Origin of the sequence: Paraburkholderia sp. DHOC27 (assembly GCF_003429005.1) — a bacterium.
GTDB lineage: Bacteria > Pseudomonadota > Gammaproteobacteria > Burkholderiales > Burkholderiaceae > Paraburkholderia.
The window spans coordinates 772,683-790,561 of the sequence record NZ_QVQV01000002.1 but is presented as its reverse complement, the minus strand read 5'-3'; the positions used below and the strand labels follow the sequence as shown (position 1 = coordinate 790,561).

10 protein-coding genes are annotated in these 17,879 nt (G+C 63.1%); 6 read left to right on the top strand and 4 right to left on the bottom strand.

The window, feature by feature from the left end; genetic code table 11:
• Positions 1 to 50 precede the first annotated feature (50 nt).
• The 3 genes from D0B32_RS11655 to D0B32_RS11645 all read right to left on the bottom strand — a co-directional run bounded on the left by D0B32_RS11655 (position 51) and on the right by D0B32_RS11645 (position 3,516).
• A complete protein-coding gene (locus D0B32_RS11655) occupies positions 51 to 1,631 on the bottom strand; it encodes an amidase (RefSeq protein WP_117334195.1) in 1,581 nt (526 codons plus the stop codon).
• Positions 1,632 to 1,818: 187 nt separating this feature from the next.
• Positions 1,819 to 2,625 (bottom strand): hypothetical protein, encoded by an 807-nt coding sequence (locus D0B32_RS11650; RefSeq protein ID WP_117334076.1) that lies wholly within the window; start codon positions 2,623 to 2,625, stop codon positions 1,819 to 1,821.
• A gap of 147 nt (positions 2,626 to 2,772) precedes the next feature.
• On the bottom strand, positions 2,773 to 3,516 hold the full coding sequence (locus D0B32_RS11645) for an SDR family oxidoreductase (protein ID WP_117334075.1): 744 nt from the start codon (positions 3,514 to 3,516) through the stop codon (positions 2,773 to 2,775).
• A 160-nt stretch (positions 3,517 to 3,676) separates the two neighbouring features.
• Between D0B32_RS11645 and D0B32_RS11640 the strand changes: the two genes are divergently transcribed.
• The gene (locus tag D0B32_RS11640) at positions 3,677 to 4,579 is read left to right on the top strand and encodes a LysR family transcriptional regulator (protein WP_117334074.1); all 903 of its coding nucleotides are present in this window, start codon (positions 3,677 to 3,679) and stop codon (positions 4,577 to 4,579) included.
• Positions 4,580 to 4,622: 43 nt separating this feature from the next.
• Here D0B32_RS11640 and D0B32_RS11635 read toward each other — a convergent pair whose 3' ends face one another.
• Positions 4,623 to 5,594: a LysR family transcriptional regulator gene (locus D0B32_RS11635; RefSeq protein ID WP_117334073.1), complete on the bottom strand. Its 972-nt coding sequence runs from the start codon at positions 5,592 to 5,594 to the stop codon at positions 4,623 to 4,625.
• A gap of 166 nt (positions 5,595 to 5,760) precedes the next feature.
• Between D0B32_RS11635 and D0B32_RS11630 the strand changes: the two genes are divergently transcribed.
• The 5 genes from D0B32_RS11630 to D0B32_RS11610 all read left to right on the top strand — a co-directional run bounded on the left by D0B32_RS11630 (position 5,761) and on the right by D0B32_RS11610 (position 17,496).
• Positions 5,761 to 6,552, top strand: coding sequence for an SDR family NAD(P)-dependent oxidoreductase (locus D0B32_RS11630; RefSeq protein ID WP_117334072.1), 792 nt, complete (start codon positions 5,761 to 5,763; stop codon positions 6,550 to 6,552).
• 92 nt (positions 6,553 to 6,644) lie between these two features.
• Complete coding sequence (locus D0B32_RS11625; RefSeq protein WP_117334071.1) at positions 6,645 to 7,034, top strand: single-stranded DNA-binding protein; 390 nt, start codon at positions 6,645 to 6,647, stop codon at positions 7,032 to 7,034.
• 326 nt (positions 7,035 to 7,360) lie between these two features.
• Positions 7,361 to 13,264, top strand: coding sequence for an excinuclease ABC subunit UvrA (gene uvrA / locus D0B32_RS11620; RefSeq protein ID WP_181969786.1), 5,904 nt, complete (start codon positions 7,361 to 7,363; stop codon positions 13,262 to 13,264).
• Between the two features lie 546 nt (positions 13,265 to 13,810).
• Positions 13,811 to 14,386 (top strand): helix-turn-helix domain-containing protein, encoded by a 576-nt coding sequence (locus D0B32_RS11615; RefSeq protein ID WP_117334070.1) that lies wholly within the window; start codon positions 13,811 to 13,813, stop codon positions 14,384 to 14,386.
• A gap of 404 nt (positions 14,387 to 14,790) precedes the next feature.
• On the top strand, positions 14,791 to 17,496 hold the full coding sequence (locus tag D0B32_RS11610; protein ID WP_117334069.1) for a TonB-dependent receptor: 2,706 nt from the start codon (positions 14,791 to 14,793) through the stop codon (positions 17,494 to 17,496).
• The last annotated feature ends 383 nt before the right edge of the window (positions 17,497 to 17,879 follow it).

The window sequence follows — 17,879 nt, the reverse complement described above, 5'->3', positions numbered from 1 at the left end:
TTCACGTTGCTAGTGCACGCGCCGCGTCCAGCTCACGCCGCGCTGCTTCCTTAGACCTTGAGCGGCGGAATGCTGGTGTGTCGCGTGAAGCGTGGTTCGCTGCGCCATTGCGTGGCCTGCTCGAACGCGTATCCGAAGCCGAGGATGCGCGCTTCGCTCCATGCCGGTCCCACGAACGACAGACCCACCGGCAAGCCGCGCACGAGTCCCGCTGGCACCGTCAGATGCGGATAGCCGGCCACCGCAGCGGGAGTGGAAAAACCATCGCTCGCGCTGTCGCCGTTGATGAGATCGGTGAGCCACGCCGTGCCGCCGGTGGGCGCGACGATCGCATCGAGGCGCTGCTCACGCATCACGCGGTCGAGCCCATTGTCACGCGCGCCGAGGCGGCATGCAGCCAGCGCCTTCTTGTAGACATCGCTATCCAGATCGCCGAGCGCCTGTGCCTGGATTAGCAACTCTTGCCCGAAGTAGGGCATCTCACGGGTGCGATGCGCTTCGTTGAAAGCGATCAGATCGGCCAGCGTATGAATTGGCGCGTGCGGTGCGAACGTCGCAAGCCAGAGCGGCAGATCGTGCTTGAATTCATGGAGCAGCACTGACTGTTCGTCCGTGTCGTAGTTCACCTTCGCCAGATCGATCGGGTCGATTACCTCGGCGCCGAGCAGCGTCAATTGTGCAATCGCGCGCTCGATCTGCTGATCGATTTCATCGTGACCCGTGAAGTACTCGCGCGCCACCCCAATGCGTGCACCACGCAACGCATCCTTGTTGAGCGCGCCGAGATAGTCGGCGGGCGCGGGTGCATCCCGTGTGGCGGGATCGCGCGGGTCGCTGCCGGCCAGCGCGGTGAGCAGCAGCGCGGCGTCGCTGACCGTGCGCGTGATTGGACCGGGCGTGTCCTGCGTATGCGAGATCGGAATGATGCCGTCGCGGCTGATGCGTCCCACGGTTGGCTTGAGTCCGACCACGCCCATGATCGAAGAGGGCGAGACGATCGAGCCATCGGTTTCCGTGCCGACCGCCATGCGCGTCAGACCGGCCGCGACGGCCGCCGCGGAACCGGCGCTGGAACCGCTGGTGGAGCGGTCCAGCGCATACGGATTCAACGACAGCCCGCCGCGACCGCTCCAGCCGCTCGCCGAACGCGACGAACGGATGTTGGCCCACTCGCTCAGATTGGTCTTGGCGAGAACCACAGCGCCCGCCGTACGCAGACGCTCGACGAGGTACGCATCACGCGTGGCGCTGATACCGTCGAGCGCGAGCGAGCCGGCGGTGGTCGCCATCTTGTCGCCGGTCGCGATGTTGTCCTTGATGACGACGGGGACGCCATGCAGCGGACCACGCGACGTGCCGGCCGCACGCTCGGCATCGAGGGCGTGGGCAATCTGCAGCGCGTCGGGATTGAGTTCGATGATGCTGCGCAGTTGCGGACCCGCGCGGTCGATCGCGGCGATTCGCTGCAGATAGTGGCGGGTGGTGTGCGTGGCGCTCACGGCGTTCGCGCTGCCGGCCGTTGCGCTGGAAGTCGCATCCGCTGCGGCGGCGCGGGCGTTCTTCGTGGCGAAGGTCGTAGCAAAGGCAGAGGCAAACAAGCCCATTGAAGCGAAGAAGCGACGTCGTCTCATGGTGTGGTTCTTGTTGAAGGTGCGCGCATTATCGCAGCGCACGCGTCGCAACGGAATGCATGGCGAACGCGCATTACGCTGCATGCTTGCGCATGCGTGGTGGCAATCGCGGGAGGTTACCTCAACAAAAATTTTTGCGGGCGGCGGGTGTTGTCGCTAAGCGGTGCGTCGTTGTCCGCGCAACGGTTTATGGCTTCGGTTCGCCTGCCGCATCATCCGGTTCCTCTTTCTTGAAGCGCGGCTGCACCGCCACCAGTTGATCGTCGGAGGTCGCCACCAGCCAATGCCGTGCGCCATCCACCATCAGCTTGTTGTGATCTTTCAGCGCCCCCATCGACACCGCCGTTTTCCACACCACCGGCGCGACCCGGCTGGTGCGCCCCGACGGACCACCTACCAGCAGGCAGTACGGTCCAAGCGGCATCGAAACGAGCGGGAGCGCGGGCTTGACGCGCACGCGCCAGTCGATGAACGGCATGTCCCCGAACAGCAGCGGGGCAGGCAGTCCATACAGCACCGTGAAGTCGTACAGCGCGAGATGTTCGCGCATGCCGGCGTAGTGCTGGCGGATATCGCTCACCACCGCCGCGCGGATTTCGTCATCGAACATGGCCTCCTGCGCGTAGCGCTCCTCGGCTTCACGCGCCTCGCGTTGATAGGCGCTGAACACCGCCAGTTCAATGCAGTCCTGTGCGGCGCGCTGCACGTCCGCCGCCGAACCTGCTTCCTCCGGCTTGCCCATTTGCGCCGCCTTCAGGAAGCGCGCGAGCGCCGCCTCCTGAATCACGGGCCCTTCAACCTGCGGATCGTCGATCGCGTCTTTGCCGAGCGGCACGTAGAGATATTTCTCGGCGGCGAAGCGCGACTTCTTGCCGTCGTCGAATTTGATTTCGCCGTCGTGGCAGTCCAGATAACGCGTGCCGATCCGGCCATGCTCCCACACGTAGTTCTTGAGGAAAGGGCGCAGCGGATGCAGCGTCTCGTGCTCGGTCATGGACAACTCCAATGCCTCGTTGGGATTGAGGAGCGGCGCGCGGTTGCATCCGCCGCGCGCCGAACAGGTCCCATCATGGCATGCGCGTCGCGCCAGCGCCCGGTTTAATGATCTGCCTCGTTGTTGCGTGAGCGCCGCGCTTGTCGTTCAGGCCAGCCCGCCGTTGGCGCGCAACACCTGACCGTTGACCCACGCCGCGTTCGGCCCGACGAGGAAGGACACTACGGCGGCGATGTCGTCCGGCTCACCGAGACGCTCCAGCGGCGGCATCCTGGCGAAGTTCTGGATCTGCTCGTCGGTCTTGCCGTCGAGAAACAGCGAGGTGGCTACCGGGCCCGGCGCAACGGCGTTGACCGTGATGTTGCGGCCGCGCAGTTCTTTGGAAAACACGCGCGTGAACGCTTCGACGGCGGCCTTGGTGCCGTTGTAGATCGCGTAGCCCGGCATGTTCAGTGCCAGTGTCGTGCTGGAGAAGTTGACGATGCGCCCGCCGTTGTTCATGCGCGCGGCCGCTTCGCGCAGCGTGTTGAAGGTGCCGCGCACGTTGATGCCGAAGGTCTGTTCGAACAGCGCGTCGCTGGTATCCGCGAGCGGCGTCGTCTTCAGCACGCCCGCGTTGTTGACCAGCACGTCCACCTTGCCGAGTTGCTGTTCGACCAGTTCGAACATTGCGCGCACGTCGGCGGCCTGCGCGATGTCGGCCTTCACGGCGACGGCCCGCGCGCCGGCGGCTTTCAGCTCGGCGACGAGGGCGTCGGCCTCGCTGGCGCTCGATGCGTAGTTGACCGCAACCGCGAAGCCGTCGCTGGCCAGACGCCGCGCGAGCGCGGCGCCGATTCCGCGGGATGCGCCGGTGACGATGGCAACTTTGCTGGATTGATCCTGGCTCATGACTCAAGTCCTCTTGAATGAATGGAAAGGTGACGCGTCCCGATAGCTCAACAGCGCGCGTCCATGAGTTGCATCATGAAGCGTTCCAACGGCCAGATCATTACCCGTAACTTGCTATCATCGTTCCATTCACTTTAACAATGCGTTGGGAGACCGGTTGATGGACCGTTTCGAGGAAATGCGCGTGTTCGTGCGTATCGCCGAGCGGCAGAGCTTCACGCAGGCGGCCGACGACCTGCAGATTCCGCGCGCCACCGTGACCAATCTGTTAAAGCGTATGGAGCAGCGGCTGGCCACGCGTCTGCTGGAGCGCACCACGCGCACGGTGCGCCTGACGCCCGATGGCGACGCGCATTACCGTCGATGCGTGCGGCTGCTCGCCGACCTGGAAGAAGCGGAGGAGGCGTTCCGCAATACGGCGCCCAAGGGTCTGCTGCGTGTCAATCTACAGGGCACGCTGGCACGCTATTTCATCGTGCCGGTGCTGGGGGATTTTCTGACGCGTTATCCGCAGATCGAACTGAACCTCGGCGAGGACGACCGGCTGGTCGATCTGGTGCGCGAGGGTGTGGATTGCGTGCTGAGGGTGGGGAGCTTGCAGGACTCGTCGATGGTCGCGCGGCGCATTGCATGGCTCGATCAGGTGACGGTTGCAAGCCGCAGCTATCTCGCGGCGCGCGGCGAGCCGGCTGTTCTGGCCGACCTGTCGGCGCATCGTGCGGTCAATTATGTGTTGAGCGTCACGGGCAAGCCGCTGCCGCTGGAGTTCATGGTCGAGGGCGAGTTGCACGAGTTGTATCTCGACGCGGCGGTGTCCGTGTCGGGCGCCGATCTCTACGCGGGCGCGGCGATCGCGGGCATGGGCATCGTGCAGGTGCCGCGCTATCGCATCGCCAATGAGCTGGCGGCCGGGACCTTGCAGATCGTGCTGCCGGACTGTCCGCCGCCGCCCATGCCGGTCTCGGTGCTGTATCCGGCGAGTCGTCAACTGTCGTCGCGGGTCCGCGTGTTCGCGCAGTGGTTGCAGGAAGTTTTCGCGGCAGTGGGATTCGCGCGGGTTTGATCTTGCGAAACCCGGCTGAATATGAAGTCGCGGCAAGCGGCAGCTAGCGCGCCCGCAGCAAGTCCTCCCGCAACCGCTCGGGCAGATGAGGAGAATCGCCGAGCAGTTCCTCAGTGGCCTGTGCGAAACGCTCGATCAGAAAATCCAGCAACGCCCGCACGCGCGGCGGCATATAACGATTGCCGTGAAACAGCGCATGCACGCCCGCCTCGTGAGCGCTCCATTCCGGCAGCAGAATCCGCAGCTTGCCTGCGCGCACGTCAGCGGCAATATCCCAGATCGACTTGTAGGCGACACCGTGGCCTGACAGCGCCCACGCACGCGCCAGCGCGCCGTCGTTGGTCTCCCAGACGCGCTCGGGCGGCGCGCTGAAGCTCGCCCGTTCGGCGTCCCGCGCGAAGTGGAATTCGTTGAGCGGTCCCGCTGCGGTCATCAACACCACGAAGCGGTGCTGCGCGAGATCGGCCGGAGCATCCGGTTCGCCATGACGGGCCAGATACTCCGGCGACGCGCACAGCACGCGCCGGTTGGGCGCGAGACGGCGCGCGACGAGCGTGCTGTCGAGCGGCAGGCCGAAGCGAATCGCCAGGTCGATGTCGTCCTGCAACAGGTTCGACACCGAATCCGACAGGCTCAACGCGTAGCTCACCTCCGGATGCTGCTGGCTGAACTCGTCGAGCCAGCGGTACAGCAGGTTACGGCCGAAATCCGAAGTAGCCGAGATACGCACCTTGCCGCGAATCTGCTTTTGTCCCGCCTGCAAGGCGGCCTCGGCATCCTCGATGGCTTGCAGGGCGATCTGGCAGTGCTGCAGATACAGCCGCCCCTCGTCGGTCACGCGCAGTTGCCGGGTGGTGCGTTCGAAGAGCCGCGCATGCAGGGCCGCCTCGAGCTTGAGAAGCCGTGCGCTGGCGGCGGCGGGCGACAAACCCAGCTTGCGCCCGGCCGCCGACAGGCTGCCCAGCGCCGCCGCTTCCACGAACAGTTGCATGTCACCGAGCCGATCCGTTGCCATTGTTTAGCTGCATTTGAAAGTTCTTCAAATGCTACGCCAATTGTCAAAGCGGTGGTCGCCAATCAGAATCGCTTGAATGTCGGGTTCCCATCGGAACCGGCACGAACCGTCAAACGGTGGTAGTGATAGAGGTTCCACTACCCGCAACCTACCCAAAGGAACGAGCATGGATCTGCACTTGAAAGACAAGCTGGCGCTGGTCACTGGCAGCACCGCCGGCATCGGCCTCGCCATTGCCGCGACGCTCGCGCAGGAAGGCGCGCGCGTGATCGTCAACGGCCGCAAGCAGGAGGCGGTGGACAAGGTGGTGGCCGAACTGAAGTCGAGCACCGGCGCGGACGTGCTGGGCTTCGCGGGCGACCTGAGCCAGGCGGGCGCGGCCAATGAAGTGGCGAAGCGTTACCCGGATGTCGAGATTCTGGTGAACAACCTGGGCATCTTCGAACCGAAGCCGTTCGAGGAGATTCCGGATGAAGACTGGCAGCGCTTTTTCGACGTCAACGTGCTGAGCGGCGTGCGGCTGGCGCGGCTCTATCTGCCTGCAATGAAGCGCGCCAACTGGGGGCGCATTATCTTCATCTCGAGCGAAAGCGGCATTCAGATTCCGGCCGAGATGGTTCACTACGGCGTCACCAAAACCGCGCAGATCGCGGTGGCGCGCGGCATCGCGGAATCGGTGGCGGGCACGGGCATCACCGTCAACAGCGTGCTGCCGGGGCCGACCAAATCGCGCGGCGTGGTCGATTTCGTCGACAGCCTCGCGAAGGCCGACGGCAAGAGCGCCGAGCAGATCGAGAAGGATTTCTTCGCGCACGTGCGGCCCACTTCGCTCATCAAGCGCTTCGGTACGACCGAGGAAGTGGCCACGCTGGTGGCGTATGTCGCGAGTCCGCTCGCTTCGGCCACCACCGGCGCTGCCTTGCGTGCGGATGGCGGCGTGGTGAAGAGCGCGTTTTAACGGCGCGGTCCCGTCCGCTCGTGGGATCATACGGCTCGCGCGCGGCGCATTGCGCGCGCGTCACGATGAGCAAACAAACCGGAGCGGATGAGATGATCGATGGACTGGTAGGTGGGCGGCTGTACGGCGAAGCCCAGATCCGCACGGGGCAGAACGGCAAACGTTTCGTGACCTGCAAGGTGCGGGCTGCCACGGGCGACGGCGACACGCTGTTCGTCAACGTGATCGCCTTCGACGACGACGTGCAGACCGCGCTGCTCGCCCTGAACGATGCAGACAGCGTCGCGCTGAGCGGCGCCCTGACGCCGAAGGTGTGGACCGACAAGAACGGTCTGGTGAAGCCCGCGCTCGATATGATCGCGCACGGTTTGTTGACGGGGTATCACGTGCGGCGCAAGCGCGGCGTCGTGACGGGCGAGGGCGTCACGGGTGCTGAAGGCGCCGTCAGCGGCGCGCCGGCGGATGACGATGATCTGCTGTGATCCGTTTCCGGTCCCGCTGTAGTCTCACTGCGATCCCGCAGTGATTGGCAAACCGCGCGGCGTGCGCGGCTTTGCTGGCGTCTTGCGTTGCGACGGGCGTGGCCTGTGTTTTTTTGCGTCTCGCGGACGATTCTAATGGCCGAAGCTTTCGCCCGCCATTCAGTCACTTTGCAGTTTCCGGGAGCGTTCCGTGCTGCCTCTCCGTGAGGCACGCGCTGCTGCCGCGCCCTGTGCACCTTCGTGGAAGGCTGTACAAATATACAGTATAGTGTTCACCTCGAATCCGCGCCCGCGCGGCGGCTGAAAAGCCGTACGGGCCGCAAGCTATGGCCAACTCAATCAGACGGTCGGATAAATTGTCATCTACAGGAAAAATCCGCATTCGCGGAGCGCGTCAGCACAATCTCAAGAACCTCGATCTCGATCTGCGCACCGGCGAAATGACGGTGGTTACGGGTCCTTCGGGGTCCGGTAAATCCAGTCTCGTGTTCGACACGCTGTATGCAGAAGGGCAGCGGCGCTACGTCGAAACCTTCAGCGCTTACGCGCGGCAGTTCCTTGACCGGATGGACCGGCCACAGGTGGATCGCGTGGACGGGGTGCCGCCCGCCATCGCCATCGACCAGACCAACCCGGTGCGCAGTTCGCGCTCCACGGTCGGCACGATGACGGAGCTGAACGATCACCTGAAGCTGCTCTACGCGCGCGCCGCCGAACTGTTCGACCGCAAGACCGCGCAGGCAGTGCGCCACGATTCGCCGGAGACGATCTACGCGGATCTGCAGGCGCGCACGGCAGCGGAAGACCCGCGTCTCGTGGTGACCTTTCCGGTGGAATTGCCCGAATCGGCGACGCCCGAGGAAGTCGAGCAATGGTTGTCGGCGAGTGGCTATACGCGCGTGCAGGCCCAGCGCGACGTGCAGTCGCCCACGGGGCCGCGCAAGCTGCTGGACGTCGTGGCCGACCGGTTCCGTTTGAGCGCGGTCGACAAGGCGCGCGCCGTCGAAGCCATCGAGGCGTCGCTCAAGCGCGGCGGCGGACGCGTCAACGTGTATGTGCTGCCGCAGGCGGCGGAAGAATCCGCCGAGCCGCAGATCTGGCGCTTCTCCACCGGGCTGCACAACCCGGATAGCGATCTGCGCTACGCCGATCCGCAGCCCGCGCTGTTCTCGTTCAACTCGGCGTATGGCGCGTGCGAAACCTGTCGCGGCTTTGGTCGCGTGATCGGCGTGGATCTGGGGCTGGTGATTCCGGACGCGCGCAAAACGCTGCGCGGCGGCGCCATCAAGCCCATGCAAACACCGGCGTGGAAAGAGTGCCAGGACGACCTGATGCGCTACGCGGCGAAAGCCGGCATTCCGCGTGACACGGCATGGTCGGAACTGACCCAGGCGCAGCGCGACTGGGTCATCAACGGTTCGCCGGACTGGAACGGCAAGTGGCAAAGCCATTGGTACGGCGTGCGGCGCTTCTTCGAGTACCTCGAATCGAAAGCGTACAAGATGCATATCCGCGTGCTGCTGTCCAAGTACCGCAGCTATACGCCGTGCGAGACCTGCGGCGGCGCGCGCCTGAAAACCGAATCGCTGTTGTGGCGCCTCGGCACCAAAGAGAATGCGGACGCCGTGCTCGACCCGGCGAAGCGTTTCCTGCCGCATGGCGTCGACTGGCAGCGCGCGCAGCTCGAAGGGCTGCCCGGTTTGACGGTGCACGATCTGATGTTGTTGCCCATCGAGCGCATCCGTCGCTTCTTCGACGAACTGTCGCTGCCGAGCGCCTTGCTCGACGACGCGCTGAAGCTGCTGCTCGCTGAAGTGCGCACGCGTCTGAAGTATCTGTGCGATGTCGGGCTGGGTTATCTGACGCTGGACCGGCAAAGCCGCACGCTGTCGGGTGGCGAGGTGCAGCGGATCAACCTCACCACGGCATTGGGCACGTCGCTGACCAAGACGCTGTTCGTGCTGGACGAGCCGAGCATCGGCCTGCATCCGCGCGACCTGAATCGCATCGTCGAAGCCATGCATCGGCTGCGCGATGCGGGCAACACGCTGGTGGTGGTCGAGCATGACCCGTCGGTGATGCTGGCGGCAGACCGTCTGATCGACATGGGCCCCGGTCCTGGCGAACGCGGCGGCACGATCATCTTCGACGGCGTGCCTGACGAGATTCGCTCATCGGGCACGCTGACTGGCGAATACCTCGGCGGCCATCGTCACGTGGCAGATGTCTCGCACTGGTCCACGCGGCCGGTCACACAAGACACGCCGCGCATCGTGCTGGAAGGCGCGAGCGAGCACAATCTGCGCGACGTCACCGTGGAAATTCCGCTGCAACGGCTGGTGTGCGTGACAGGGGTATCCGGCTCCGGCAAGTCCACGCTGATCCAGGACGTGCTCTATCCGGCGCTGGCGCGTCAGCTCGGCGTCGCAACGGAATCGCCCGGCGCCTACCGGAGTTTGACGGGTGCCGGGCAGATCGACGAAGTCGTGTTCGTCGATCAGTCGCCCATCGGCAAGACCGCGCGCTCGAACCCGGCCAGCTACGTGGGCGCGTTCGACGAGATCCGCAAACTGTTCGCCAAGGTACCGCTCGCGCAGCAGCGTGGCTACGGGCCGGGCATGTTCAGCTTCAACTCGGGCGAAGGCCGTTGCCCGACCTGTGGCGGCTCGGGTTTCGAACACATCGAAATGCAGTTCCTGAGCGACGTCTATCTGCGCTGTCCCGATTGCGACGGTCGCCGTTACCGGGCTGAACTGCTGGAAGTGAAAATCGAGCGGGGCGATCCGGCGCGCGCGCTGAGCATTGCCGACGTGCTCGAACTGACCGTCAGCGAGGCGATTGCCTATTTCGCCGCAGATGCAGAAGTGCTGCGCGTGCTCAAGCCGATCGTGGACGTGGGGCTCGAATACGTGAAGCTCGGCCAGCCGGTGCCGACGCTCTCGGGCGGCGAGGCGCAGCGGCTCAAACTGGCGGGCTTCCTCGCGGAAGCCGCGCAGGCGAAAACCGCACGCAGCGCTAAGCAGGCGCCTGCGGCACGGCTGTTCATGTTCGACGAACCGACCACCGGTCTGCATTTCGACGACATCGCCAAGCTGATGCAGGCGTTCGGCAAACTGCTGGCGGGCGGCCACTCGCTGATCGTGATCGAGCACAACCTCGACGTCATCCGTGCGGCGGACTGGCTGATCGATCTCGGTCCGGAAGGCGGCGACGGTGGCGGCCGGGTGCTGTGCGCGGGTACGCCGGACGACGTCAAGGCATGCGCCGAATCGCATACCGGCCAGGCCCTGCTGCAATACGACGGCGCGTTGAGCGATGGGGCCTCGCAAGGCATGCCGCTGCAAAAGTCGCTGACGGCAGCGCGTGCCCGCCGCGCGGTGGAAGGCGAAGACGTGGTGCGCATCGTCAATGCGCGCGAGCACAATCTGAAGTCGCTCGACGTCGATATTCCGCATGGCAAATTCAACGTGATCACGGGCGTATCGGGCTCGGGCAAATCCACGCTCGCGTTCGACATCCTGTTCCACGAAGGGCAGCGGCGTTATCTCGAATCGTTGAACGCCTACGCGCGTTCCATCGTGCAGCCGGCCGGGCGGCCCGAGGTCGACGCGGTGTACGGCATTCCGCCTACCGTGGCGATCGAGCAGCGGCTCTCGCGCGGTGGCCGCAAGAGTACCGTGGCCACCACCTCCGAGGTCTGGCACTTCCTGCGTCTGCTGTACGTGAAGCTCGGCCTGCAGCACTGCATTCACGACGGCACGCCGGTCACGTCGCAGAGCGTCGAGTCCATTGCCGCGCAGTTGCTGCGCGATCACAAGGGTGAGCACGTCGGTCTGCTGGCGCCGCTGGTGGTGAACCGCAAGGGCGTTTATACCGATCTGGCCAAATGGGCCAAGGCACGTGGCAATACGCATCTGCGGGTGGACGGTGAATTTGTCCCCGTGGACCCGTGGCCCAAGCTCGATCGTTTCCGCGAACATACGATCGAACTGCCGGTGGCGGATATCGTCGTCTCGGCGGATCGTGAGGCGGAATTGCGTCGGCTGCTCGACGAAACGCTCGACGTGGGCAAGGGCGTGATGCATCTGCTCGCGCCGCTCGACGGCTTGCAGGACGCCCTGAAATCCGGCCGCGCCACGGCGAAGTTCGGCTCGGTCAAGGTGCTATCCACCAAGCGCGCGTGTCCCGTGTGCGGGACGAGCTATCCCGAACTCGACCCGCGCATGTTCTCCTACAACAGCAAGCATGGCTGGTGTACGACCTGCGTCGGCACGGGCCTCGCGCTCACGCGTGAACAGCGTGCTGCTTACGACGACACCATCGTCGCCGAAGACGGCCGCGGCCGCGAGCAGAGCCTGCCTTCTGATGAGCAGGAACCGGAAGGCGTGGTGGACGAGCCGTGTCCGGATTGTCATGGCACGCGGCTCAACCCGACCGCGCGCGCGGTGACGTTCGACGCGCAGCCCATCGTCGATGTGGCGCAGTGGACCGTGAGCGACACGCGTCGCTGGATCGACGGCTTGCAGATGAGCGGGCGCGACGCGGAGATTGCGCGGGACGTGGTCAGCGAAATCGGCAGCCGCCTGCAGTTCCTGGAGGAAGTGGGGCTCGGCTATCTGAGCCTCGATCGCGCGGCGCCGAGCCTCTCGGGTGGCGAGGCGCAGCGTATCCGGCTGGCGGCGCAACTCGGCAGCAATCTGCAGGGCGTCTGTTACGTGCTCGACGAGCCGACCATCGGCTTGCACCCGCGCGACAACCAGATCCTGCTCAACGCGCTGCGCAAGCTCGGCGAAAAGGGCAACACGCTGGTGGTGGTCGAACATGACGAGGACACGATCCGGCGCGCGGATCACATCATCGACATTGGTCCGGGTGCGGGTAAGCGCGGCGGCACGCTGGTCGCGCAGGGCAGTGTGGCCGACCTCTCGGCGCAGCCCGATTCGCTGACCGGCCAGTTCCTTGCCAACCCGATCGTCCATCCGTTGCAGGCGCGCCGCACGGTCAAACAGAAAACCAAAACCGCCGCGGCCGTGCCAGAGCAATGGCTGACCGTGCACGGCGGCAAGCTGCACAATCTGCGTGACGTAACGGTCTCGCTGCCACTATCGCGGCTGGTAGCTGTGACGGGTGTCAGCGGTTCCGGCAAGTCGACCCTCGCGCGCGACGTGCTAATGGCCAATCTGCTTGATGCCGTGGGGCGCTCGGTGTTGTCGTCGCCAGCCACGCGGCGCGCCCGCAAGGCGGCGGAGCAGGATGCGCCTGCCACCAACCGCCGCTCCAGCGTGCTGGCACGCAGTGCGCCACGTGCGCAGCTCAACGTCACGCATGCGTGGCAGGGCTGCGATGCGATTACCGGCTGGGAAAGCATCGACCGCGTGCTGGAAGTGGATCAGACGCCGATCGGCAAGACGCCGCGTTCCTGCCCGGCTACTTATATAGGCGTGTGGGATGCGATCCGCAAACTGTTCGCCGGTACGCTGGAAGCGCGCGCGCGTGGCTATACGGCGTCGCGCTTCTCGTTCAACACCGGCGAAGGGCGTTGCCCGGCCTGCGAAGGGCAGGGCGTGCGGACCATCGGTATGAGTTTCCTGCCCGACGTAAAGGTGCCGTGCGATGTCTGTCACGGACAGCGCTTCAATCCCGAGACACTGGCGGTTACCTGGCGCGGCAAGAATATCGGCGACGTGCTGACGATGGAGATCGACGAAGCGGTCGAGTTCTTCGCGCCGATCACGAACATCGCTCATCCGCTGCAATTGATGAAGGACGTGGGGCTCGGCTATCTAACCTTGGGTCAGCCGTCGCCCACGCTTTCCGGCGGCGAAGCGCAGCGGATCAAACTCGTCACGGAGTTGAGCAAGGTGCGTGACGACATCACGCGGCGCGGGCAGAAGCCGCCGCACACACTCTACGTGCTGGACGAACCCACGGTCGGGCTGCACATGGCCGACGTGGCGCGTCTGATCCGCGTGCTGCACCGGCTGGCGGACGGCGGCCACAGCGTGATCGTGATCGAGCACGATCTGGATGTGATCGCGGAAGCCGACTGGATCATCGACCTGGGTCCGGAAGGGGGCGTGGGCGGTGGTTCCATCGTGGCGGCCACGGATCCGGAAGGGCTCGTGAAGGTGCGCGCAAGTCACACCGGCGCCGCGTTGCGTCCCGTCCTCGAGCGTGCTGCCAATCTGCCGGTCGTGGCGCTTTCAGCCAGTGAAGGCACACATGGTTGATGGGCAAGCTGACCTTCAGCCGATGCTCTGACGCCACTGAATGACCACCGTGTCGCGCAGACGCGACACGGTGTTTTCCCTGCTTGCGGTTGGCTATTCGGCCAGTCCTCAAATCCCCGTTTTTATCGAATGCGGCCGGTAGAGTTCAACCTCTAATTGGAGGGATTGCTCTAAACACAGTCTGTTCCCATCAAAAAAAGTTTGACGGACGATTTTGTCTTGATATCGTCCTTTCCCATCAGGCGCCTTAAAACGCTTTGCGCGAGAGCGGCGGAATTCTTCCGGTGCTTTCGTGCACCACGAAATTACTCAAATCAACGAATCCAGACCGGAAGGGAATGCTTTCGCACTTTAGTTGTGCATTCAACCTTCCAGTGACGCTGGATGACTTGCACGTCGCCCAGGTAACCGGCTCTCTTCCGGTTTTCACCACGGGTGAACGCCAACCCATTTTCTCAACCGATTTTTTGCGCGGGGTGTCGCGCTTTCAACGAAACTAAATTTGCTTAGATCAAACAAATTTTGACTACTGGATTCTGTCTTGCTATGGTTCCGCCACTTGATAAGAAGGCATCAGCCGCACTCGCAATAGGCAGCAAGATTCGCGCATTGCGGCAACGGCTAAAACGCACGTTGAATGACACGGCGACAGCAGCGGGCATTTCGAAACCGTTTCTCTCGCAGGTGGAAAGAGGGCAGGCAACGCCGTCGATTACATCGCTAGTAGGGATCGCTCAGGCACTGGGCGTCACGGTGCAGTACTTCGTTGAAACGCCTACCGAAGCGAAGTCGGTGTGTCGCGGCGATGAGTTGAAGTTTTTTGGGTTTGCCGATTCGGCGAATCTGTTTGGCAGGCTGACCAATCTGTCGGCTGACCGGAAGCTGGAGGCGATCCTGGTGAAGATGCCAGCGGGCCAGCAGCCTTCGGAAGTAACAACGCACGCAGGTGAAGAATTTTTGTATGTGATGAGCGGGGAAATCTCCCTCACCCTCGAAGGTACGACGTTCGTGTTGCAAGCCGGTGACACCGCGCATTACGAGTCAACGGTACCGCATGCATGGACGAATACGGCAGGTGAAGAAACGGTGCTGGTCTGGGTGGGAACACCAAGATTGTTCTAGGGAAGCATTCTGGTGTTGGACATCGAAGCATCCGAAAAGATCAATCAAGCAGTAAAAACATCGCTAAGCAGTACTACAGGTTAACCCGTAATTAACGATACGGGGCTCGTCGGGTAGTGAGTCGGTCAGCCAAAAGCCGCGTGATTCACTCAACGATTTGAAATGTTGGTGAAAGCTTTTAGTGTGTATCTGTAATGTTTTAGTAGTGCGAAATTAAATAAGTTGGAGTGCCCCGTCTATATGGCTGCATGAATTTAGACGATGGTGTGCGGTTTGTTGGGTTGTAAGCGCGGGGCAACTTTGGCGGATCGCGGCGAATCGTCGCTGCAAATCGAGTAGGGAGGTTCAAAAGGCCTCTCTTCGCGCAACAAGTGTGGCCTTACTGACGAGTGAGAAGGGGAAAAATGAAACAACGGGCATTAGCGTTGGCCATCAGACGAATCATCTGGGCCGAACTAGCACTGACCACTGCGATCGCCGTTCCGGCTTTCGCGCAAAGCCAACCGGCAACTCCGGCTGCGGCTGCAACGGGCACCGCGGCTGCGGCTGCACCGGACGCTGCTTCGGGCGCTGCGGCGACAGGCGCCAACAAGAACGTCAAGCAACTGAAGACGTTCCAGGTGACCGGCTCGCTGATCCGTCAGGCGGACAAGGTTGGTTTCAATCAGGTTCAAACGGTTTCGCAGAAGGACATTCAGGACAGCGGTTCGACCACCGTCGCCGACTTCCTGCGTCAGACTTCGGCAAACTCGGCCAATAGCTGGAGCGAAGGCCAGACGTCAAACTTCGCTGCTGGCGCTGCCGGTATCGCACTGCGCGGTCTGAGCGAAAAGTACACGCTGGTGCTGCTCGACGGCCAACGTGTTGCGCCGTTCGCGTTCTATTCGAACAGCGTCGACTCGTTCTTCGACTTGAACACGCTGCCGCTGAACGACATCGACCGCATCGAAATCGTCAAGACCGGCGCTGTTTCGCAATACGGCTCGGACGCTGTCGCTGGCGTGGTCAACGTGATCACAAAGCACGACTTCCAGGGTCTGCAACTCGACGGTAGCGTCGGCAGCTCGGTGAGCGACGGTGCAGGCAACGGCACCTACAAGTTCGGCGTGCTCGGTGGCTTCGGCGATCTGAATTCGGATCGCTACAACATCACCATCGCGGCGAGCGCCTATAAGGACAACGGTTCGACGCTGGCTGACCGCGATTCGACCGCCCAGCAGGACTTCACCGGCAAGCCGGGTGGCTTCTCGCTGCTCGCGCCGTCGTACTGGAACATGCCTGATGGCAGCGCGCTCTCGACGGGCGGTTGCGCAGGCGGCGGTGCGACCCGCACGGCAACCAACAACTCGATCCCGGCAACGACCGGCGCACCGGGTACGGTTTGCAGCTACAACACCGCGAACGACACGTCCATCGCCCCGATGATGGAGCGTTACAACGTCAAGGTTCACGGCGACTTCAAGATCAACGACACGACCACGGCGTGGGCGGATCTTCTGGAAAGTAACAACCGCAGCGTGCAGAACGACGGCGTGCCGATCATCGGCAATCCGCAAGGCGCAGCGCTCGTCTACAACCCGGCAACGAAACTGGTCTCGCCGTTCAACTTCACGGTTCCGGCCAGCAACCCGTACAACCCGTTTGGCGTCGATACGCCGCTGACGTACGCGTTCCCGCACGCTGTTGCGGAAACGACGGACGCCAACTACTACCGCGCAGCAACCGGTATCAAGGGTACGGTTGGTCTGCCGGTGGGCGGCGACTGGGATTGGGCGACCTCGATCAGCCATTCGCAGAGCACGGTGTCGAACACGTACAGCGGTCAGTTGAACGCTGCTGCGCTGACGAACATCTACCAGAACGGTGTGTTCGACTTTGGCAATCCTGCTGCTACGCCGAACGGTCTCGCGGGCCTGTACCAGAACGCGAACAACATGGGTATCTCGAAGCTCGATACCGTCGACGCGACGATTTCGACGCCGACCCTGTTCACGCTGCCGGCGGGTGACGTTGGTCTGGGCTTCGGTGCGCAGTTCACGCACCAGAGCGAATTCATCAACCCGGGTTACGAGTACGCTGAAGGTACGGTGATCAGCCCGAATCTCGAGACGGTGAATGGCCAGCGCAACGTGGCGGCCGTGTACTACCAGATCGACATTCCAATCATCAAGAACCTGACGTTCAGCCAGTCGGGCCGTTACGACCACTACAGCGATGTGGGCGGTGCGTTCTCGCCGCGCTTCGCGTTGCGTTATCAGCCGGTGTCGGCGTTGACGATGTACACGTCGTACAGCCGTGGCTTCCGTGCTCCGACCTTCGTGGAAGACAGCGCGTCGCGTACCATCGGTATTCAGGTGGACCAGGCGACCGGCCAGAACTACACGTCGATCACCGAAGGCAACCCGAATCTGGCGCCTGAGCGTACGAAGAACCTGAACATCGGCTTCGAACTGTCGCCGACGCGCACGACTGACGTGGGCTTCGACTGGTACAAGATTCGCGTCGACAACGTGATCGGCCAGGGTGCGCCGTCGCAACAGGTGACGGATGCCAACGGCAACCTGATCTATGCGGTGATTCCGTACCAGAACCTGGGCTACCTCGACACGAACGGCTTCGAAGGCACGCTGCGTCAAGCGTTGCCGACGGCAGTGGGCACGTTCACCCTCGCGGCTGACTGGGCGTATGTGAACAGCTTCAAGCTCGGCTCGCCGGGCAGCGCACCGATCAACGGCGCGGGCAATAACTACACGCTCACGCAACCGTTCGGCGGCAGCTTCCCGCGCTGGAAGGGCAACACGTCGGTGGACTGGAACTACCACAAGTGGGATGCGCAGTTGACGTGGGAATTCACGGGTCCGTACGCACAGAACCTGTTCCCGACCCCGGCACCGAACAAGGTGGGCTCGTATAGCCAGTTCAACCTGATGGTGTCGTACTCGGGCTTCAAGCACTGGACGATTTACGGCGGCGTGGACAACATTTTCAACCGCACCCCTCCGTATGACCCGATCTTCGCGAACGGCCCGCTGGATCAGAGTGGTTACGACACTTCGGTGTACAACTACCTCGGCGTGTTCGCGCAAATCGGCGCAACCTATAAGTTCTAAAAAGCAGGAAGCTTGTTGACGACTGGTCGCTCCGGCATTCTTTGTGCCCGCCGGAGCGACTTTTTTTCGTAAGTAGCACCGAGTATCAGCAGGTAGCAAACGCAGTAACTGGCGACACACTGTGGGCTTCTCCGTACGTCGCCGCGGCCGTCATGCTTGAAACCGGACCCGGTCAGCGCGAGAAGAAACAGATACAGTCATAGGCGGGACGACCTTGTGTTCAGGGTCGGATCGCATACCAACCCGTTTTCAAGGCGCCATGCGACGCCTTAAGTGACTCGGGCGATGGCCCTTCGCATCGTCCAGGTCGATCCGACGAACCGCGTGCGGGCCACAAGCCGGAGCGCGATCTACGCATACTGATGATGAGAATTTTGAAGTTT